The sequence below is a fragment of the Elstera cyanobacteriorum genome, from assembly GCF_002251735.1.
Lineage (GTDB): Bacteria > Pseudomonadota > Alphaproteobacteria > Elsterales > Elsteraceae > Elstera > Elstera cyanobacteriorum.
On record NZ_NOXS01000035.1, the window covers coordinates 506183 to 526398 of the forward strand.

19 protein-coding genes are annotated in these 20216 nt (G+C 64.1%); 10 read left to right on the top strand and 9 right to left on the bottom strand.

Annotation, left to right across the window (positions count from 1 at the left end; translation table 11 throughout):
* Positions 1-9: 9 nt before the first annotated feature.
* Both CHR90_RS18885 and CHR90_RS18890 read right to left on the bottom strand, forming a co-directional pair.
* The gene (locus CHR90_RS18885) at positions 10-744 is read right to left on the bottom strand and encodes an SDR family oxidoreductase (RefSeq protein ID WP_094410661.1); all 735 of its coding nucleotides are present in this window, start codon (positions 742-744) and stop codon (positions 10-12) included.
* Positions 745-851: 107 nt separating this feature from the next.
* Positions 852-1763, bottom strand: coding sequence for an AraC family transcriptional regulator (locus CHR90_RS18890; protein ID WP_094410662.1), 912 nt, complete (start codon positions 1761-1763; stop codon positions 852-854).
* Between the two features lie 222 nt (positions 1764-1985).
* Here CHR90_RS18890 and CHR90_RS18895 point away from each other — a divergent pair, with 222 nt between their 5' ends.
* From CHR90_RS18895 to mutS, 3 genes are read left to right on the top strand one after another with little or no spacing between them, the layout of a single operon-like run.
* Positions 1986-3716 (top strand): tetratricopeptide repeat protein, encoded by a 1731-nt coding sequence (locus CHR90_RS18895; RefSeq protein ID WP_141211003.1) that lies wholly within the window; start codon positions 1986-1988, stop codon positions 3714-3716.
* Positions 3713-4591, top strand: coding sequence for a 4-(cytidine 5'-diphospho)-2-C-methyl-D-erythritol kinase (locus CHR90_RS18900; RefSeq protein ID WP_229671483.1), 879 nt, complete (start codon positions 3713-3715; stop codon positions 4589-4591). The genes CHR90_RS18895 and CHR90_RS18900 overlap by 4 nt, the downstream gene beginning before the upstream one ends.
* Before the next feature lie 39 nt (positions 4592-4630).
* Positions 4631-7300 carry a DNA mismatch repair protein MutS gene (mutS, locus tag CHR90_RS18905; RefSeq protein ID WP_229671484.1) on the top strand — a complete coding sequence of 890 codons (2670 nt, stop codon included), beginning with the start codon at positions 4631-4633 and terminating at the stop codon, positions 7298-7300.
* Here the strand turns inward: mutS and CHR90_RS18910 are convergent.
* From CHR90_RS18910 to CHR90_RS18925, 4 genes are all read right to left on the bottom strand, one after another.
* Positions 7297-7716, bottom strand: coding sequence for a type II toxin-antitoxin system VapC family toxin (locus CHR90_RS18910; RefSeq protein WP_094410665.1), 420 nt, complete (start codon positions 7714-7716; stop codon positions 7297-7299). The genes mutS and CHR90_RS18910 overlap by 4 nt on opposite strands.
* Positions 7716-7961 (bottom strand): FitA-like ribbon-helix-helix domain-containing protein, encoded by a 246-nt coding sequence (locus tag CHR90_RS18915; protein ID WP_094410666.1) that lies wholly within the window; start codon positions 7959-7961, stop codon positions 7716-7718. Before CHR90_RS18915 ends, CHR90_RS18910 begins: the two co-directional genes overlap by 1 nt.
* 130 nt (positions 7962-8091) lie before the next feature.
* The gene (gene htpG, locus CHR90_RS18920; RefSeq protein WP_094410667.1) at positions 8092-9939 is read right to left on the bottom strand and encodes a molecular chaperone HtpG; all 1848 of its coding nucleotides are present in this window, start codon (positions 9937-9939) and stop codon (positions 8092-8094) included.
* Between the two features lie 71 nt (positions 9940-10010).
* A complete protein-coding gene (locus CHR90_RS18925; protein WP_094410668.1) occupies positions 10011-10352 on the bottom strand; it encodes a hypothetical protein in 342 nt (113 codons plus the stop codon).
* A 109-nt stretch (positions 10353-10461) separates the two neighbouring features.
* Here CHR90_RS18925 and CHR90_RS18930 point away from each other — a divergent pair, with 109 nt between their 5' ends.
* From CHR90_RS18930 to CHR90_RS18945, 4 genes are all read left to right on the top strand, one after another.
* A complete protein-coding gene (locus tag CHR90_RS18930) occupies positions 10462-11751 on the top strand; it encodes an SDR family oxidoreductase (RefSeq protein WP_094410669.1) in 1290 nt (429 codons plus the stop codon).
* Positions 11744-12220: a DUF2269 family protein gene (locus CHR90_RS18935; protein WP_094410670.1), complete on the top strand. Its 477-nt coding sequence runs from the start codon at positions 11744-11746 to the stop codon at positions 12218-12220. The genes CHR90_RS18930 and CHR90_RS18935 overlap by 8 nt, the downstream gene beginning before the upstream one ends.
* Before the next feature lie 153 nt (positions 12221-12373).
* Positions 12374-12832 (top strand): (2Fe-2S)-binding protein, encoded by a 459-nt coding sequence (locus CHR90_RS18940; protein WP_094410671.1) that lies wholly within the window; start codon positions 12374-12376, stop codon positions 12830-12832.
* 3 nt (positions 12833-12835) lie between these two features.
* Complete coding sequence (locus CHR90_RS18945) at positions 12836-15055, top strand: xanthine dehydrogenase family protein molybdopterin-binding subunit (protein ID WP_094410672.1); 2220 nt, start codon at positions 12836-12838, stop codon at positions 15053-15055.
* Between the two features lie 137 nt (positions 15056-15192).
* Here the strand turns inward: CHR90_RS18945 and CHR90_RS18950 are convergent, their stop codons facing one another.
* Positions 15193-16131 carry an AraC family transcriptional regulator gene (locus CHR90_RS18950; protein WP_212668729.1) on the bottom strand — a complete coding sequence of 313 codons (939 nt, stop codon included), beginning with the start codon at positions 16129-16131 and terminating at the stop codon, positions 15193-15195.
* Between the two features lie 166 nt (positions 16132-16297).
* On the opposite strand from CHR90_RS18950, the gene CHR90_RS18955 reads away from it, so the two are divergent.
* A complete protein-coding gene (locus CHR90_RS18955; RefSeq protein WP_094410673.1) occupies positions 16298-16669 on the top strand; it encodes a c-type cytochrome in 372 nt (123 codons plus the stop codon).
* Positions 16670-16737: 68 nt separating this feature from the next.
* On the opposite strand, the gene rpoH is transcribed toward CHR90_RS18955, so the two are convergent.
* On the bottom strand, positions 16738-17619 hold the full coding sequence (gene rpoH / locus CHR90_RS18960; RefSeq protein ID WP_170941468.1) for an RNA polymerase sigma factor RpoH: 882 nt from the start codon (positions 17617-17619) through the stop codon (positions 16738-16740).
* A 169-nt stretch (positions 17620-17788) separates the two neighbouring features.
* A complete protein-coding gene (locus tag CHR90_RS18965; RefSeq protein ID WP_094410674.1) occupies positions 17789-18832 on the bottom strand; it encodes an RluA family pseudouridine synthase in 1044 nt (347 codons plus the stop codon).
* 27 nt (positions 18833-18859) lie between these two features.
* On the opposite strand from CHR90_RS18965, the gene CHR90_RS18970 reads away from it, so the two are divergent.
* Positions 18860-19141, top strand: coding sequence for a DUF6476 family protein (locus CHR90_RS18970; protein ID WP_094410675.1), 282 nt, complete (start codon positions 18860-18862; stop codon positions 19139-19141).
* Complete coding sequence (locus CHR90_RS18975) at positions 19138-20193, top strand: threonine aldolase family protein (RefSeq protein ID WP_229671485.1); 1056 nt, start codon at positions 19138-19140, stop codon at positions 20191-20193. The genes CHR90_RS18970 and CHR90_RS18975 overlap by 4 nt, the downstream gene beginning before the upstream one ends.
* Positions 20194-20216: the final 23 nt, after the last annotated feature.

Genomic DNA, 20216 nt, shown 5'->3' on the forward strand with positions numbered 1-20216 from the left:
GTCTTTTCCTTAATAGGGGCTGGCGGTCGGGCGCACGATAATCTCGCTCAGATCGACCCCAGCGGGCTGATCGACAGCAAAGCCAATCGCCTCGGCAATCGCTTGGGCCGGAAGGGCGATGGACCGGAAATCGGTCATCATTGCCTTTGCCGAACTGTCGGTGATCGTCTCGGCGAGTTCAGACTCGGTAACGCCCGGCGAAACGACCGTGACGCGGATATCCGTATGCTCTTGCCGCAGCCCTTCCGAAATCGCCAGCACTGCATATTTCGTTGCGCAGTAAACCCCCGCCTTCGGGAACACCGCATGCCCGGCTATGGAGGCAATATTGATGACCTGGCCGCCCTTCTGATTCTGCATTACCGGCAGGGCGGCGGCGATCCCATGCAGCACGCCCCGGATGTTGACGTCGATCATTTGGTTCCATTCGTCGATCTTATAGGCGGCGAAGGGCGAGAGCGGCATGATCCCGGCGTTATTGACGATGACATCCAGCCGCCCGAACTCGGCCACCGCCGCCTGCACAAAGGCTTCGACGCTTGCAAGATCGGTCACGTCGAGCGCCCGCACGAGGACCGTGCCGCCTGCTGCGCGGATCTCCGCCGCCAAGGCTTCCAACCGGTCGGCGCGCCGCGCCCCGATCACTACCCGCGCCCCGCGCGCGGCGAGATGCTTGGCCGTCGCCGCGCCGATCCCACTGCTAGCACCGGTGATGGCAATCACTTTTCCTTGCCCAGTTTCCATGATCTCTCTCCACATCATCCCAGGACAACCGCGCCCCGGTGTGAGAGAAATCTATAGTTTTGCGCCAAATTGGCGGTAGATCAGCCCGCCGCCTTTCTTGCACGATCCTACAAAGTAGCGCCTGCCGTGGGATCGGCGCGCAGGCGGTCGGTATCGCGCCGGGGCGGGGCGCCGAACAGGCGGCGATATTCGCGGCTGAACTGCGACGGGCTTTCGTAACCAACGCTGAACCCCGCCGACGCCGCATCCATCCCCTCCGCGAGAATCAGCCGCCGCGCTTCCTGCAAGCGGATATGTTTCTGATATTGCAGCGGGCTCATCTGCGTCATCTGCTTGAAGTAGAGATGCAGGGCGGACGGGCTCATCCCCGCCGCATCGGCCACCTCGGCAACCCGCAGGGTATCGCGATAGTTCGCCTTGATCCAACCGATGGCCCGGCCTATCCGGGCATCCCGGCTGCCGGGGCGCGCCAGTTGCCGTAGCCGCGCTCCCTGCGGCCCGGTCAGCAGCCGATAGAGAATTTCCCGCTCAATTAGCGGCCCCAGCACGGGCTGATCGGCGGGCCGATCCAGCAGGCCAAGCAAGCGCAGAAAGGCATCCTGCAACGGCGCCGTAACCGGACTGAGAAACGCCCCCGGCCCCGCCTCCCGCCCCTCGGCCTTGCCCAGATCAAGGCCGAAAAGGAGATCGTTGATGCCATAAAGGTCGAGATCGAACCTGAGGCACAGATAGGGCTGGTCGGGCGTTGCCTGGATTACCTGACCGCTCAGCGCGAGATCGACGGAGACGACGAAATAGGTCGCGGCGTCATAGAGAAAAACCTCCGTCCCCAGCATCACCCGCTTCGCACCCTGCACGATCAAGCAAACGGCGGGTTTATGCAGGATGGGAACGCTATCGGTCGGCCCTTGCGCGCGAAAAATCGTTAGGTTCGGCAGCGCGGTTGCCGCCATGCCGTCTTCCGGCATATGGCGCAGGGTTGCCGCGATCAACCCTTGGGTTAGTGCTGCTTCCGGCATGATCCCCTCCCTCCGTTCGTGCCGAACAGGATAGGGACGCACCGCGATAAACGCACGCCCGGCGCGGGGATTTTGGCGAAACCGGCAAGGGTTTTGGAGGATCGGGCAAGCGCGGCCCCTCTCGGAACCGTCTTGGTCGGCAAAGGTCGGTCGAGACGCCCCCGGCGGGCTGTGCTATGGGAAAAAGACTTATTCGTTTCGACGGCTTGGGAGCGGCGTCACGTGCTTTCTCTGACCTCTCGTATCCAGCGCTTGCGGTCGGCGGTTGCCGTCCTGCTGCTTGGTCCGGCCCTGTCGGCCTGTGCGCAGACCGGCCAGCCGCCCGCGCCCGTCGCCGCGCAGGAACCCGTTCCCATTCAAGCGCAAAGCCCGCTCGGCGCCTATCTTGCCAGCAGTGCCGCCGCAACGGCGGGCGATTATGCCGCCGCCGCCGATCTGTCGATGCAGGCGCTGGCCGCCGATCCCGATAATCTCGATCTGATGCGCCGCGCCTTCGTCTTCTCGACCGGCGAAGGGCGTATCGAGCAATCGGTGCAACTCGCCCGCCGCCTCGTGCAGCGCGACCCGGAATTCCCGCTGGCGCAAATGGTGCTGGCCTTCGAAGACGTCGGCGCCGGGCGCCCGGCAGAGGCGGAAAAGCGTATTGCCCGCTTGCCCCGCTCCGGCATCAACAACCTGCTGCTGCCGGTGGTCGGCGCCTGGATTGCCACCGCCCAGGGCAAATGGGACGCGGCGCAAGCGTCGCTCAAGCCGCTGGCCGATATCTCGCCGCTCGCCGGGCTGTACGATTATCACACCGCCCTTATCGCCGCCCGCAAAGGCAATCAGGCGGAAACCGAAGCCGCCATCGAAGCCTTGCTGAAAGCCGACGAGACCCCGCCGCTGCGCATCGTCGAACTCGCGGGCCTGTTTTATGAGAACGCCGGGCGCCCGGACAAAGCCAAGGCGATCTACGACGTTTACCAAAGCCGCAACCCGGACACGCTTTACCTCACCAACGCCTATAAGCGCGTTGCCGGAAAAGTCCCACCACCGCGCCTAGCACTGACCGATCGGGAAGGCTTAGCCGAAGCGCTGTTCGACGTAGCCTCGCTGATCCAGCGCGAGCGCCAGGGCAATGAGACGGCGTTGATCTACACCCGCCTCGTGCTGCATCTGCGCCCGGATTTTCCGGCGGCGCAAATGCTGCTGGCGGAAATTTTGGAGAATCAGAACCGCGAAGCCGCCGCGATCAAGGTCTATCAGACCATCGGGCCAGACTCGCCCTTCCGCTGGGTCGCCCGCCTGCGCGTGGCGGGTAACCGCGACGCGATGGGCGATACCGACGGCGCCTTGGCCGACCTAAAGCAAATGGCCCTCGAACGGCCCGAGCGCGACGATGCTTTGGGCTATGCGGGCGACCTGTTGCGCCAGCACAGCCGTTTTGCCGAGGCCGTGACGCTCTACGATAGCGCTTTCGGGCGCATCCCCAAGATCGAGCGCCGTCACGCGTCGCTGCTGTTCAACCGCGCCATCGCGCTTGAACGCTCCGGCCAAGTGGACCGCGCCATCGAAGACCTGCAACGGGCGCTGAGCCTGGAGCCGGATCAACCCTATATCCTCAACTACCTCGGCTATACCTGGGTCGATCAGGGCAAGAACCTCGACCAAGGCCGGAAGATGCTGGAAAAGGCCGTGGAACTGCGCCCGCGCGACGGGGCCATCGTCGATAGTCTGGGCTGGGCCTTCTACCGCCTGGGCGATCTGCCGCGCGCCGTGCGCTGGCTGGAACGGGCGGTGGAACTGAAGCCCGGCGATGCCACCGTCAACGATCACCTCGGCGATGTCTATTGGCGCACCGGGCGCCAGCGCGAAGCACGCTTCCAGTGGGAACGGGCGTTGAAGCTGGGGCCGGAGCCAAAAGATATTCCGCTGATTGAACAAAAGCTAAAGCAGGGCTTGCCGACACCGTGACCGCCGCAACCTTGGCGCCTTTGACCGGTCTGGCGCCTGCCAAGATCAACCTGTTTCTGCGCGTGCTGGGCCAGCGAGACGATGGCTATCATCGGCTGGACTCGCTGGTCGGCTTTGCCGAGATTGGCGATCGGCTGACCGTGGAGGCGGCGCCCGACCTCGCGTTAACCGTCTCCGGCCCCTTTGCCGCCGCGTTGCGCGCCACACCGCCCGACCAGAATTTGGTGCTGCGCGCTGCCGACGCGCTGCGTACCGCTGCCGGGCGCCCGGACCTGGGAGCAGCATTGCACCTCGAAAAGCATCTGCCCATCGCGTCGGGCATCGGTGGCGGTTCGGCGGATGCGGCGGCGGCCCTACGACTGCTGGTGAAGCTCTGGGGGCTGGACGCCGAGAGCCTGCCGCTCGCCAAGATTGCCGCCCGCCTGGGCGCTGATGTGCCCATGTGCCTGCTCGGGCACAGCGCCCGCGTTGGCGGCGTGGGGGAGCTTCTCACCCCCCTCCGTCTGCCGCGCGTGCCGGTCGTGTTGGTGAACCCTGGGGTGCCGATTGAAACCAAAGCGGCCTTCGGCAAGCGGATCGGCGATTATTCGCTGCCGCTCGTGACCCTGCCCGATCTTGCCACGGCCAGCGCGATGGCCGACCTAGTGCAGCGCGGTGGGAATGATCTGCTGCGCCCGGCGCTCGCCATCGCCCCCGTGATCGGCGACGTGCTAAAAGCCCTGCGCGGCACCCCGCAGTGCCTCGCCGCCGCCCTCTCTGGCAGCGGCGCCACCTGCTTTGGGCTCTTCCCGACCCGCGACGCCCGCACCGAAGCCGCCGCCCGCATCAAAACCGCCCATCCCGACTGGTGGGTCGCCGGAACCTGGTTGGGATAGGCAGAGCGCCGCCCCTGATCCAGCAAGACCGAGGAGCCGATGAGCCTTTCGCCCGACGCCGCCACAACGCCGATGATGGCGCATTATCTGGCGCTGAAGCAGCAGTACCCGGACTGCCTGCTGTTCTACCGCATGGGCGATTTCTACGAGATGTTCTTCGACGACGCGGTGCAGGCGGCACGCGCGTTGGATATTACGTTAACGAAACGGGGTAAGCATGCCGGGGATGACATCCCGATGGCGGGCGTGCCGGTGCATGCGGCAGAGGGCTATCTATCGCGCCTGATCCGCGCCGGGTTTCGCGTGGCCGTCTGCGAGCAGATGGAAGATCCCAGCGAAGCCAAAAAGCGCGGGCCGAAAAGCCCGGTGAAGCGCGATGTGGTGCGCGTGGTCACGCCTGGGACGATTACCGAAGACGGGCTGCTGGACGCGCGGCGGGCGAATTTCCTGACCGCCCTCTGCGATGGGGGCGGGCAGCTTGCGCTGGCAGCGGTCGATATGACCAGCGGCAGTTTTCAGGTTGGCCTCTTAGGCGAAACGGCAAAATCCGGGCTGGCGGAGGCCGCCGCAGCGGCACTCTTCCGGCTCGATCCCGCAGAAATTTTGCTGCCGGAACGATTGCTGAAGGCCGAACGGCTGTTCGAGGTTTTTGGCGAGTGGAAAGCCCGCCTTGCCCCGCTGCCCGGCCCGCGCTTCGACCCCGGCAATGCCCGCAAGCGGCTGGAAAGCGTCTTCGAGGTCGGGACGCTGGAAGGCTTTGGGCATTTCAGCTTGGCCGAAATTGCCGCCGCTGGGGCGCTGGTCGATTATCTCGACCTGACCCAGCGCGGCAAGCTTCCCCGGCTGGACGCCCCCGTGCGGCTGGAAAGCAGCGCTGTTATGGCGATTGACGCCAGCACCGCCCGCTCGCTGGAACTCGTACGAACCCAAAACGGAGAGCGCAAAGGCTCGCTTTTATCCGTTGTGGACCGCACCATCACTCCTGGTGGGGCGCGGTTGCTGAACGCCCGGCTGGTGGCGCCGCTGACCGACCGGGGGGCAATTTCCGCCCGCTTGGACAGCGTTAGCTTTTTCCACACCCACAGCGACCTGCGCGCGAAGCTGCGGGAGGCGCTGAACCGCGCGCCGGACCTTGAACGCCCGCTTACCCGCCTGACCCTCGGGCGCGGCGGGCCGCGCGACCTTGCGGCCATCCGCGACGGGCTGCGCGCGGCGGAAACCCTGCGCGAACGGCTACTGGCCGATCAATCGCGCCCGCTGTCCGCCGAACTCGCCGCCGCTGTCGCCGACCTCCGCCCCGATACCGGCCTGATCGACCGGCTGGACCGGGCGCTGAAACCCGACCTGCCGATGCTGGCGCGCGACGGCGATTTCATCGCCCCCGACTATGCGCCGGAGCTGGATTATCAGCGCTCCCTGCGCGACGATGCCCGCCGCCATATTGCCGGACTGCAAGCCCGTTACGTTACCGAAACAGGCGTAAATAGCCTGAAGGTGAAGCATAACAATGTGCTGGGGTATTTCGTCGAAGTCACAGCCGCCCAAGCGGATAAGCTGAGTGCGCCCTTCATTCACCGGCAAACCCTAGCGGGGGCAGCGCGGTTTACCACGGTCGATCTCGCCGATCTCGACGCCAAGGTCTCAAAAGCGGGCGATACCGCTTTGGCGTTGGAACAGAAGCTATTCGAGGATTTGGTCGGGGAAGTTCTGGCCCGCGCCGAACCGATTGCCGCGACGGCCCGCGCCCTGGCGGTACTGGATGTTTCCGCCGCCCTCGCCGATCTTGCCGCCGACCGCGCCTATGCGCGGCCCAGCCTGACCGACGGCATCGACTTCCACATCGACGGCGGGCGCCATCCGGTGGTGGAAGCCCTGCTGCCCGGCGGGGCAAGCGGCTTTATCGCCAATGATTGCGATCTCGGAACGAGCCGCCTATGGCTGCTGACCGGCCCGAATATGGCGGGTAAATCGACCTTCTTGCGCCAGAACGCGCTGATTTGCCTTTTGGCACAAATTGGCAGCTTCGTCCCTGCCCGCGCCGCGACCCTGGGGATCGTCGACCGGTTGTTCTCCCGCGTCGGTGCCGCCGATGATCTGGCGCGCGGGCGGTCCACCTTCATGGTCGAGATGGTGGAAACCGCCGCGATCCTCAATCAAGCCGGGCCGCGCGCCCTGGTGATTTTGGATGAAATCGGGCGCGGTACGGCGACCTTCGACGGGCTGTCCATCGCTTGGGCCGCCGTCGAACATCTGCACGAGGTAAGCCGCTGCCGCTGCCTGTTTGCCACCCATTATCACGAGCTAACGAAACTGGCCGCGCGCCTGCCCGCCCTCTCGTGCCATTCGATGCGGGTGAAGGAATGGCAGGGGGATGTGGTGTTTCTGCACGAGGTGCAGACGGGCGCCGCCGACCGATCTTACGGTATCCATGTGGCGAAGCTGGCCGGGCTGCCAAAGCCGGTGCTGCGCCGCGCCGAACAGGTGCTGAAACTGCTGGAAAGCGGCGATAGTTCCACCGCCCTCTCGCGCCTCGCCGACGATCTGCCGCTGTTCGCCGCGCTGAAAGCCGCGCCGGAACCGGCAGAGGAGGCGGAAGAGCCGCCCGCCCTGCACCCGGCGCTCGCCGCCCTGGCGGACATCGACCCGGACGCGCTGACCCCGCGCGAAGCGCTGGAGGCGCTGTATCGGTTGAAGGGGTTGACGGTTTAAGCCGCGTCCCAAGGATTGAGCGTTGGCACACCCGCCGCCAAGAACGGGCTGCTATCGCGCGTTACCACGGTGTATCCCTGCGCAGCAGCAATAGCGGCAATATAGCCATCCGGGGTGGGAAACCCTCGCCCAGCAGTCCGAGCCGTGGCGGCAAGCGGAGCGTAGCACTGCGCCGCTGCGGTATCGAATGACAATATCCGGCCAGCAAAAAGATCGAGTAGCCCGTCCAAGACGGCGGCTAAAGCGACCTTTCGGCGCCCATCGGGTAGGGCAGCGATGCCATAGAGCAGCTCCGCCAAGGTCACCGCCGAAAGGTACAGTGCGCCAGAAGGTTGCCGGTTTAACCACGCCCTAACGTTTGGGTTTGCCGAAGGCTTCATCGCCTCGGAAACCACATTGGTATCCAAAACGAACATCAGAGAGTAAGGGGGGCGGCGGGCGTAGTATCACGGTTTTGGTCGAGAACAGCTATGTCCTCGTCGGTGAGAGCCAGCCGCTGCCCAAGTTCGGTCAAGGCATCGCCCAAGCGCACAGCAGGCTTAACGGCCTGCGCCAGAATATCCCGAACCTCGGCTTCCGTGCTGCGCCCATGCTCGGCCGCCCGTATCCGCAAGGCACGATGGACGTCATCGGGTAGGTTCCGCACGGTTAGAACAGCCATTTTTTCCCCTCCCGCTCTCGATGACAGCAATTTTAAGCCAATGCTGTCACAGTAACAAGCAGGATTGCCAAGGGATAGCCCTTGGCCGGAGGTGCAGGAGGCGGTGCCTCCTGCAATCGCGTGCGCGATCCTACCGCCCCAGCACGCTTTCCAACCGCCGGGCGAAGGCGCGGGCGTCGCGGACCGGGGTGCCTTCGAGGATGTGGGCCTGATCGAGCAGCAACCAAGCGGCATCGTCAATCGCCGCCTCGGCGGGGGTGCCGGTCAGTTTGGTGATGACCGGATGGGTCGGGTTGATTTCCAGCACGCGCTTGGCATCGCGGTCGAGGCGCTGGTGCTGGCGCAGCAGTTTTTCGAGATGAAGATCAACATCGCCCTCGTCGGCCACCAGGCAAACGGCGCTATCGGTCAACCGTTGCGAAACCCGAACGTCTTTGACCGTCTCGCCATAAACGCCTTTCAACCGGTCGATCAGCGCCGCAAGGTCCGGCGTCGTTTCCGGCTTTTCGGCGGGTTTTTCTTCGCCATCCGCCGCGATTTCCCCGAGGTCGGCGGCGCCGCGCGTGACCGATTGGAAGGGCTTTTCGTCGAAGGTGCCGATCATCGGCAGCCAGAATTCATCGATGGGATCGGTCAGGTAGAGAACCTCGATCCCCTTGGCGCGGAAGCCTTCGAGATGCGGGCTGGCGGCAATCGCCTCCACGCTTTCGCCGGAAGCGGTATAGATCGCCTTCTGCCCCGGCTTCATCCGCCCAACATAGTCGGCGAGGCTCACCCAACCGTCTTGAGTGGAGGAGCGGAACCGGGTGAGGCCGAGGATGGTCTGGCGGTTCTCAAAATCCTCGTACAGCCCTTCCTTCAGCACTGGGCCGAAGGCCTCCCAGAATTTTTCGTATGCGGAATGGTCCGCGTCCGGCTTCGCCTTCTTTTCCAACTCGCCCAGAATTTTCTTCACGAGGCCGGAGCGGATTTTGCGCACCGTTGGGTTGTTTTGCAGCATCTCGCGGCTGACGTTCAGCGGCAGATCAGCGGAATCGACAACGCCCTGCACGAACCGCAGCCACGTCGGCATCAGGTCTTTGCAGTCGTCGGTGATGAACACCCGGCGCACATAGAGCTTTACCCGGTGCTGGCGTTCCGGGGTGAAGAGATCGGGCGGGCGCTTATTCGGCAGAAACAGCAGCGCCGAATATTCCAACGCCCCTTCGGCCTTGATATGCAGGGTGGCGAAGGGATCGTCCTTATCGTAGGTCAGGCTTTCGTAAAACGCCTTCGTCTGCTCCGCCGTCACCTCGTTCTTCGCGCGGGTCCAGAGGGCGGAGGCGGCGTTAATCGTCTCGGTCTTCTCCGCCGTTTGCAGTTTGATCGGCAAGGCAATGTGATCGGAATAGCGGCGGACGACTTCCTTCAGGCGCCATTCGTCCAGAAACTCGGCGGCGTCTTCCTTCAGGTGCAGAGTGATCGTCGTGCCGCGCGTCGCCTGGTCCGCTTCGGCAACGGTAAAGCTGCCGCGCCCATCCGATTCCCAGGCAAAAGCTTCGGCCGCCCCGGCCTTGCGGGAGGTGACGCGCACCTTATCCGCGACCATAAACGCCGAATAGAAGCCGACGCCGAATTGGCCGATCAGCGAAAAATCCTTCTTGGCGTCGCCCGACAGGGTTTCAAGAAACTTGCCGGTGCCGGAGCGGGCGATGGTACCGAGGTTTTCCACCAATTCCATCCGGTCCATGCCGATGCCGGTATCGGCAATCGTCAGGGTCTTCGCCTCGGCGTCCGCCGTCAAGGTCACGGCATAATCGAGGGCGGGACCGGCCTTCTCCGGTTCGGTCAGCGCCAAATAGCGGTGCTTGTCGCAGGCATCCGCCGCGTTGGAGATGAGTTCGCGCAAGAACACGTCCCGCTCGCTATAGAGGGCATGGGCCACAATATCGAGCAAGCGGCTGACTTCAGCTTGGAAGGCCAAAGTTTCGGTGGTCATTGCACAATCCTTTCTTCTTATCGAGATACCGGGGTGCGAGATAAGCCGCCCCGGCGCCAGATTCAAGCCCGCTATTTTACCGCGTTGGCCGCATTCAGAATCGGCGCGATGTCGATCCCATTGACCAGCACCCCGCCGCTGTCGGTCACATCGATGCGATAATCATATTGGCTGCGGCCATCGGCAGCCGTCCCCTTCTTGCCAACCCCCTTGATGAGCTGGAGAAACAGCACGGCCTGGGCGGCATTGCGGGTTTTCATCGCCTGGAGTTTGCTGAGCGAATCTTCCAGCCCAACCACCGAAATATTGGTGCCGCTCGTTGGCGTTTTTGCGGTTTGGGCGACAGCCCCGCCCGCCATCAGAAGGCCCGCCACCGTTAGCCCGATCATCATGCGCCGCATCATCTTCTCCATCGCAGGATCGCTGTGCCTCCCTAGATAGGGGGCCACGCCGGACTTGTCTTGCATCAATGCGGTTTTTCTGCGAAACAGAGCGGGAACATATAAAAAGAGGTAGAGAGCCATGCGGGTTCTCGTGATCGGTGCAAGCGGGTTCGTGGGGCAAGCCGTGGTGCGCGGGTTAACTGCCGCCGGAATGGCCGTGCTCCCTGCGGGCCGCTCGCCGGAGCGGTTGCGGCGGCTCTTCCCCGCCCTCCCCCCCGTTTCCTGCGATTTTGCGACGGATACCGAAGCCGATTGGCAGACCCGGCTGAGGGGGGTTGAGGCCGTCGTCAACCTCGCCGGACTGATCCGTGACGGCGGGGGTGGTTTCAAGCGGGTGCATGCCGATGGGCCGCAGGCGCTGTTCCGCGCGTGCCGGGCGGTAGGGGTGACGCAGGTTGTGCAGGTTTCCGCGCTTGGAGCCGATGAAGCCGCAGTTACCCAATATCACACCAGCAAACGCGCCGCAGATGACGCCCTGGCCCAAGACAGCGGCACCCTGGATTGGATTATCTTACGCCCCTCGCTGATCCTGGGGCCGGGCGGGGCCAGTCACGACCTCTTTGCGGCCCTGGCCGCCCTGCCGCTGCCGCCGCGCCTTGGGCCGGGAACCTGGCAGGTGCAGCCCATCGGAATTGCCGACTTTGTTGCGACCGTGCACAACGCGCTTCAGCATCCGGGGCGTTTGGCCTGCCGCCTCAATATCGTCGGGCCGGAGGCGATGACTACCGACGCGCTCACCGCCACCTACCGCAGTTGGTTGGGCCTGCCCCCGGTGCCGTCCCTCCCCATCCCGCAAGCGGCACTGCGGCTTGCGGGGACGCTCGGCGACCGGCTGGCGCTGGGGGCGCTTACCTCTGAGAGCCTAACGATGCTCGCAGCGGGCAACACGGCCCCCGTGGAACCCCTCGTTGAGACGCTGGGCGTCCGCCCGCGCGCCCTGGCCGAGGCGCTAGCGGAAACCCCGGCCACAGCGGCGGACCGTTGGCGGGCGCGGCTTAGGTTCTTCCCCGTGCCGCTGCGCCTCAGCCTCGCCTTCGTTTGGCTGTGGACGGCTTTTGTCTCGGCAGGCGTCTATCCGCTGGCGGGCAGCCTTCAGTTGATCGCCCCCCTCGGTCTGCCCCCCTGGGCCGGGTTAACGCTCATTTTAGGCGGCGCCGGGCTTGATCTGATTCTGGGGGTGCTGCTGCTGATCGGCTGGCGCATTCCCTGGGTCGGCGCGGCGCAACTGCTGCTGATGGCGGGCTACACCGGCCTTGTCACGCTTTTCCTGCCCGATCTATGGCTGCACCCCTTGGGGCCAATTTCGAAGAACTTACCGGTGGCGGCAGCCACCCTGGTGATGATGGCACTGGAGACCGACCGTGGATAGCTATCTGCTCTTGAAATTCATTCACGTCATGAGCTCGACGCTGCTGTTCGGTACGGGCCTTGGCACAGCGTTTCATGGCTGGATGGCGGGGCGCAGCCGCAACCTCGACGCCACCTTGGTCGTGAACCGCAATGTTGTGTTAGCCGATTGGATTTTCACAACCCCTGCCGTGATCGTGCAGCCGGTAACAGGGGTGTGGATGGCGCTTCAGGCCGGGTTTCCGCTGACTGAAGGTTGGTTGGCGCTCGCTATTCTTCTGTATTTTTTTGTTGGCGCCTGCTGGTTGCCCGTCGTCTGGCTCCAGCTTCAGATGCATAAAATGGTGAAAGAGGCGAAGGCTGGGGACACGCCGCTGCCGCCGCGGTACGTAACCTATGCCCGCTGGTGGTTCGCGCTCGGCTGGCCCGCCTTTATCAGCGTCATCGGCATTTTCTATCTGATGATCGTCAAGCCAGACGTTGGGTTCTAGTCGGCAGGATCGGGCAAGAAACCGGCAGGATCGTCGCTATCCGGCTGGGCGACCGGGGCGTACAGTTTCATCATACACACAAGACATCCAACACCTGCCGGGCCGCCTTTTTTTCCGAAAAGTCGCGTTCGGTAGCAATCGTGGGGAAGGGTTATGGTGAAACTCAACGTCAACGGCGTCGATCATCAGATCGAAGCCGATGCGGATATGCCGCTCCTGTGGGCGATCCGCGATATCATCGGCCTGACCGGCACCAAATTCGGCTGCGGCATGGCGCAATGCGGCGCCTGCACCGTCCATGTGGATGGCGAGCCGACGCGCGCGTGCCAAACCTTCATCGGCGATCTCGACGGGCGCAAGATCACCACCGTTGAAGGCCTGGCCGGTAAGGTCGCGGCGACCGTGCAAAAGGTCTGGGCCGATCTCGACGTGCCGCAATGCGGCTATTGCCAGTCGGGGCAAGTGATGGCGGCGACGGCGCTGCTAACCGCCAATAAGAAGCCGACGGACGCGGATATCGACGCCGCCATGTCCGGCAACCTCTGCCGGTGCGCCACCTACCACCGCATCCGCGCCGGTATCCACGAAGCCGCCAAGCGCCTGGAGGCCTAAGCCATGCTGCCGAAAATGATGCAACGCCTGGCCCAACCGGTGCTGGACGCGAAACCGACCCGCCGCCGTTTTCTATTGGGGGCCGCCGCCGCCGGAACCGGGCTGGCGGTCGGCTTCCACTTGCCGGGCAAGCGGGCCGCTGCCAATAGCGGCGTCGCCCCCGCCGCCGCAGGCCAGCCGTTCGCGGCCTATTTAACCATCGGCGCCGATGGCAAGGTGACGATCCTGTCGTCGCAGTTCGAAATGGGCCAAGGCGCCTACAACGGCATCGCTACCCTGGTCGCCGAAGAATTGGGCGCCGATTGGAACACCATCGAAGTGCAGGGCGCCGCCGGAAATGTAAAGCTCTACGGCAATCTCGCTTTCGGTGGGGCTTTCCAAGGTACGGGTGGCTCGACCTCGATGGCCTCCTCGTGGGAGCGCTATCGTTTGGCCGGGGCCGCCGCGCGCGAAATGCTGGTCGCCGCCGCCGCCGCCGAGTGGAAGGTGAAGCCGGAGGAAATCCGCGTTGCCAAGGGCATCCTCTCCCACCCATCGGGTAAATCGTCGGGCTTCGGTCCTTTCGCCGCCAAGGCCGCGACGCTGCCGGTGCCCGAGAAAGTGGCGCTGAAGGCGCCGAAGGATTGGCAGTTCATCGGTAAGTCCGACCTGAAGCGCTTCGATAGCGCCCGCAAGGCCAATGGCACCGAGCGCTATACTATCGACGTTAAACTGCCCGGCATGCTGACGGCGGTGATGATCCATCCGCCCTATTTCGGCGCCAAGGTGAAATCCTTCGACGCGACTGCCGCCAAAGCGGTGAAAGGCGTCGTCGATGTGGTCAGCACCCCGCGCGGGGTCGCCGTCGTCGCCCAGCATATGTGGGCCGCGCTGAAGGGCCGCGACGCGGTGACCGTGACCTGGGACGAAAGCGGCGCGGAAAAGCGCGGGTCGGACGCGATTATCGCCAGCTATAAGGACATTGCCGGTAAGGCCCCCCAAGCCGTCGCCCGCAAGGATGGCGATACGGAAAAAGCCTTCGCCAGCGCGGCGAAAGTGCTGGAAGCCACCTATGAATTCCCCTACCTCGCCCATGCGGCGCTGGAGCCGCTGAACGCGGTCGCGCGCATGAATGCCGATGGCACGCTGGAAATCTGGGGCGGCCACCAGTTCCCCGATGTCTATCAAGCCATCGCCGCCGGGATCGCCGGAACCACGCCGGATAAGGTGCATCTGCACGTGATGAAGTCGGGCGGCAGCTTCGGCCGCCGCGCGGTTTTTGACGCCGATGTGATTGCGGAAGCGGTTGCCGTCGCCAAAGCCATCGGCTTCAAAGCGCCGGTCAAAGTGCAGTGGACGCGCGAGAACGATATGCAGGGCGGCCGCTATCGCCCCGCCTACGTCCATAAGGTTAAGGCCGGGTTGGATAAGGACGGCAAGCTGATCGCCTGGGCTGACCATATCGTCGGCCAGTCGATCATGAAGGGCACAATGTTCGAAAAAGGCATGGTCGTCGGCGGGGTCGATCCGACCTCGGTCGAAGGCGCCAATAACCTGCCCTATGCCATCCCCAACCAGACCATCGGCCTGACCACCACGGAGGTTGGCGTGCCGATCCTCTGGTGGCGCTCGGTCGGCTCCACCCATACGTCCTATGTCGGCGAAGCCTTCCTCGATGAAGTTGCGGCGGCGGCAGGGAAAGACCCGGTGGCCTTCCGCCTGTCGATGCTAGAGCCAACTTCCCGCCACGCCGTGACCCTCAAACTCGCAGCGGAAAAAGCCGCCTGGGATCAGCCGCTGCCCGCCGGTCGCTTCCGGGGCGTGGCCTTGGCCGAAAGCTTCGGCACGGTCGTTGCGGAAATCGCCGAAATCTCGGTCGATCCGCGCGGCGGGGTGAAGGTCGAACGGGTGGTCGCCGCCGTCGATTGCGGCACGGCTATCAACCCCGATCAGGTGAAAGCCCAGGTGGAAGGCGGGGTTGGCTTCGGGCTAGGTGCAATCATGGACGAAGCGATTACGCTGGCAAACGGCCAGGTCGAACAGAGTAATTACGACGCCTACCGCCCGCTGCGCATCGACGCCATGCCAAAGGTGGAGGTGCATATCGTCCCCTCCACCAACCCACCGAGCGGCATCGGCGAACCGGGCGTCCCGCCCATCGGCCCCGCTGTCGCCAACGCCATCTTCAAGGCGCTGGGCAAGCGGATCCATGTGCTGCCGCTGTCGAAGGGGCTGAGTGCTTAGACTGAAGCCGCGTCGATCCCTCTCCCTCCGGGAGAGGGTGGCGCCGGAGGCGCCGGGTGAGGGAAAGCATTCCGATCTTTCGGGGCCTTTATCCCTCACCCTTCCCTCTCCCAAGGGGAGAGGGGGTTTAGCCGAGCCTACCCCGCGATATCCAAGTCGACCGGCTGATTGGCCGCCGGCATCGCGCGCAACGTCTTAATATCGCGCATCGGCGGGGCGCCGAAGAGGCGGCGGTATTCGCGGTTGAACTGGGTCGGGCTTTCGTAACCGACGCGCAGGGCCGCCGTCGCCGCGTCGAGATTGTCGCCCAGCATCAGCATCCGCGCTTGATTAAGCCGCAGGTGCTTTTGAAATTGCAGCGGGCTCATCGCCGTCATGGCGCGGAAATGATGGTGCAGGGTGGAAACGCCCATCGCGGCAATATCGGCCAAATCTTCCACCCGCAGCGGCTGGGTATAATTCTGCTTCAGCCATTCCACCGCCCGCGCCACCCGGCTGCTCTGGCTGCCCGCGAGGGCGTAACGGCGTAGGCGGACGCCCTGGTCGCCGGTGAGCAGGCGGTAATAGATTTCCCGCTCGATCTGGTCGGCCAGGAAGGGGATATGGTGCGGCTGGTCCAGAAGGGCGATCAGGCGGCGGAAGGCATCGAAGAGTTCGGCGGTCGCCGTACCGAGCGCCATCGACAGGCCAACTTCCGCCCCGCTGACGGGCTGGGGGCCGATCTCGGCAATAATCTCCCGCACTTTGGCAAGATCGATGCGCAGGGCGAGGCAGTAATAGGGCCGCTCCGGCGTTGCCGCTTCAATCTGCGCCAGGATTGGCAGCCCCACCGCCGTCAGCAGGAAGTGCTTTTCGTCATAGACCAGGGTTTCATCGCCGATATGCAGGCGTTTGGCCCCCTGAATGATCACCGATAGGCTGGGTTCGTATAGGCCGCACATCGGCCCCGCCGTTTCCGTGACCCGATAGATCGCAAAGCCGGTGATGCGGGCGGCGCGGTCGGGATGGTCCGGGGTCAACCGGGCTAGAATATCGGTACGGATGGCGTCGGCAGTATCGGCGGCAAACTGCGGCACGGGCGGCTCCAGACTCAGCGGCGGCGATGATGTGACAAGGTGGCGACACACTGCCCTGTCCGACAAGTCCCCCCGGAGAATCGGGCAAGAATTCCCGAGGATTCGGCTAACGCTGGCCCCGCGCGGCCCCCATCTTCAGATCATCCCCATCGACCAGGAGATATTGATGACGATGCGACCCGCCGTCGCCACGGCCCTACTGCTGTCCACACTCGCAAGCCCGGTTTGGGCGGCGGGGGACGCCGCGCGCGGCCAAAGCGTCTTCACCCGCTGCACCGCCTGCCACGCCGTGACCGAGCAAAATAAAGTCGGCCCCCATCTGGTTGGCATCATCGGTCGCCCGGCGGGGAGCGTGCCGGGCGCGCGCTATTCGAAAGCCCTGCCCGCCGCTGGGATCACCTGGACCGAGGCAGACCTCGACGCCTATCTCGCCGCCCCGGCCAAGCGAGTGCCCGGCACCAGCATGACGGTCGGTCTGCCGAACGAACAAGACCGCGCCGATGTGATCGCCTATCTCAAAACCCTGCCTAAACCCTAACCAAAGCCGAAAGCCGAAAGCCGCAAGAGCGAGACTCTTGCGGCTTTTCGCAACCAGTGGCGACAGGCTTAGGCGGGCAGCAGGTTCTTGGCCGCCGCAGCGGTACGGATCGCCTTTTGCAGCTTTTCGAACGCGCGCACTTCGATCTGGCGCACCCGTTCGCGGCTGATGTTATAGCGCTGCGACAGGTCTTCCAGCGTCTGCGGCTCATCGGTCAGGCGGCGGGCGACGAGAATGATGCGCTCGCGGTCGTTAAGCTGCTTCAGCGCGTCCTTCAGCAGCGCGCGGCGCTTATCGCTTTCGTCCTGTTCCGCGATGGCGATTTCCTGGCTATCGGCGTCATCGACCAGCCAATCCTGCCATTCGCCTTCGCCATCAACGCGCAAGGGGGCATTCAGACTATGATCCGGGGCGCCTAAACGGCGGTTCATCTGGATCACATCGTCTTCCGACACCGCAAGGTCGGTGGCGATCTTCTGCACCTGCTCCGGCGTCATATCACCATCGTCAATCGCGCGCATCTGGCCCTTCAGTCGGCGCAGATTGAAGAACAGCTTCTTCTGCGCCGCCGTCGTCCCCATTTTCACCAGGCTCCAGCTATGCAGGATATATTCTTGAATGGCGGCGCGGATCCACCACATGGCGTAGGTCGCTAGGCGGAACCCTTTATCGGCATCGAAGCGCTTCACCGCCTGCATCATGCCGACATTACCTTCGGAGATGAGTTCGGAGACCGGCAAACCGTAGCCCCGATAGCCCATCGCAATTTTGGCAACGAGACGGAGGTGGCTGGTCACCATCTTGTGCGCCGCCTCAACGTCCCCATGTTCTTTGAAACGCTTGGCTAGCAGGAACTCGTCCTCGGCCGTCAACATCGGAAACTTGCGGATTTCCGCAAGATACCGGGCCAGATTTCCATCGCTTCCGATCACAGGCAAGCTAGCGGCCATTATGAACCCTCCTATGGCGTTCGGTCGGTATCAACACAACATCGGTCCGAGATCGGCACCCAGTTCTGCGGTGCGGTGACGCTATCCCCCAAAAAAGGCGAGATAATGTCTGACCAACCCTCTCGGATATTCAGAGCATACCCCAACTTAACACTGTTTCAATAGGTTTTTAGGCTCCTTCTAAAAAACTTTCCAAGCCTGCGAGGTCGGCGGGCAGCGGGCTTGCGAAATGCAGCCGCTCGCCGCTGACGGGGTGGGTGAAGCCAAGCTCCGCCGCGTGCAGCGCTTGGCGGTCCCAATCCTTTACGTAGGCGGCGATCTGGTCCCAGCGCGCCAAAGCGCCCGACCGTTGCGCCCCGGCATAAGCGGCGAGGGATTGTTTCGACGGGCGACCATAGACGGGATCGCCCAGCAGCGGGTGACCGCGATGGGTCAGATGGACGCGAATCTGATGGGTGCGCCCGGTTTCAAGCTGGCAGGCAAGCTGCGTGACCAGGGTGATATCGGGCACCCCATAGCGGGCGAGCGTCGAATAATAGGTCACGGCATGCTTGCCCTTGGCGGTAATCGCCATGCGCTTGCGGTCGGTCGGGTGGCGGCCAATGGGGCCTTCGATGCGGTCTTCCAGCGGCACCGGCCCGCCCCACACGAAGGCGCGATAGCTGCGGTCCACCGAATGATCAGCAAATTGCGCCGACAGGTGCGCATGGGCGGTTTCGGTCTTGGCGACAACCAGAATGCCGCTGGTTTCCTTATCGATCCGGTGAACGATGCCGGGCCGGGCGACGCCGCCAATGCCGGTCAGGCTCTCGCCGCAATGATAGAGCAGCGCATTGACCAGCGTGCCATCGGGATTGCCCGGCGCCGGATGCACCACCATCCCGGCGGGCTTATCGATCACGATCACGCTGGCATCCTCGTAGAGAATGCTCAGCGGAATATCCTGCGGCACCGGCGCGGCGGCTTCGGCCTCCGGCAAGGCCAGGGCGAAGACCTGCCCCGGTTTGACCCGGCTGGACGGCTCCGTTACTGTCGCACCGTCGATCGGGTCGTCGTCTTCCGCCTCGGGCGCTTCGGTTAAAAGCAGCACGTGCCCCCCTTCGATCAGGGTTTTCAGGCGGGAGCGCGATAGATCGGGCAGCAGAACGGCTAGGGCGCGGTCCAGCCGTTCCCCGGCCAGATCGTCGGGCACGGTTAGGATCGTCGCGGTCATTGGGCGCACGAGCAGCAGGAGGAACGGGTGGCGGCGTTGAAGGCTCTGGTCATCGGAATGGGGGTTCTCATTATCGTCGGCGTTGTGGTGCTGGCCGCCACTTTAGCCTCCCGCATGGCCGGAAACAAAGCGGTGTGGGAAAACACCGTCATGCTGCCGGAAGGCTATGGGCTGATGGGCGTCGCCGGTACGCAAGACCGGGTGATCCTGCACACGCGCGGCCCGAAGGGCGAGGCGCTGCTGCTGGCCGTCGATCCCGCGACCGGCAAAACCCTGGGCCGCATCATCGTACAAGGAACGGCGCCGTGAACCTGAACTTCGCCTCCGATAACGTCGCCTCCGTCCCGCAAGAGATTCTGGAGGCTATTGCCGTCGCCAACCAGTCGAGCGCCATGCCCTATGGTGCCGACGATATGACCGCGCTGGCCCTGCGCCGCTTCCGCGAATTGTTCGAATGCGAGTTGGCGATGTTCGCCGTCGCCACCGGCACCGCCGCCAATGCCTTGGCGCTAAGCTGCATCTGCCCGCCGTGGGGGGAGATTTACTGCCACGAGGGCGCACATATCATCGAAAGCGAATGCGGCGCACCGGAATTCTTCACCAATGGCGCCAAACTGGTGCCGATCCCCGGCGAGAACGGCAAGATCACGCCGGAAGGGCTAACCCAGGTTCTCGCCACCACCGCGCCCGGCAATCCGCAGAAAACCCAGCCCGCCGCCCTATCGCTGAGCCAGGCGACCGAATGCGGCACGCTGTATCAGCCCGACGAAATCCACACGCTTGCCGAAATCGCCCATGCCCACGGGCTGAAAGTGCATATGGACGGTGCGCGCTTTGCCAATGCCGTGGCGACGCTGGCAACCGCCCCCTCCGAAATCACCTGGGAAGCCGGGGTTGATGTTTTGTCGTTTGGCGCAACGAAGAACGGCGCCCTGGCGGCGGAAGCCGTGCTGTTCTTCGATCCGGCCCTAGCCGATGAAGCCGCCTTTCGCCGTAAGCGCGGCGGGCATGTTTTCTCGAAGATGCGCTTTCTGTCCGCCCAATTGGCTGCCAGCCTCGCCGATGGGCGCTGGCTATCCTGGGCGACCCAGGCGAATGCGATGGCCGAACGGCTGACCCAGGGCCTCGCCCGCCTGCCCGGTACGCGGCTACTCTATCCCGTCGAAGCCAACGAGGTTTTCGCCGCCCTGCCGGACGGGGTGGCCGATGGGCTGGAAGCCGATGGCATCGGCTTCTACCGCTGGGGCGGGCCAGGATCGTCGGAGGTGCGGTTCGTCACCAACTGGCAAACCCTGCCGCAGGACATTGATTATCTGATTGATCGCGCCCTGATGCATGCGGCGCGTGGCGGGCGGGGATAGCATCCCCCCTCTGCCGGATTATC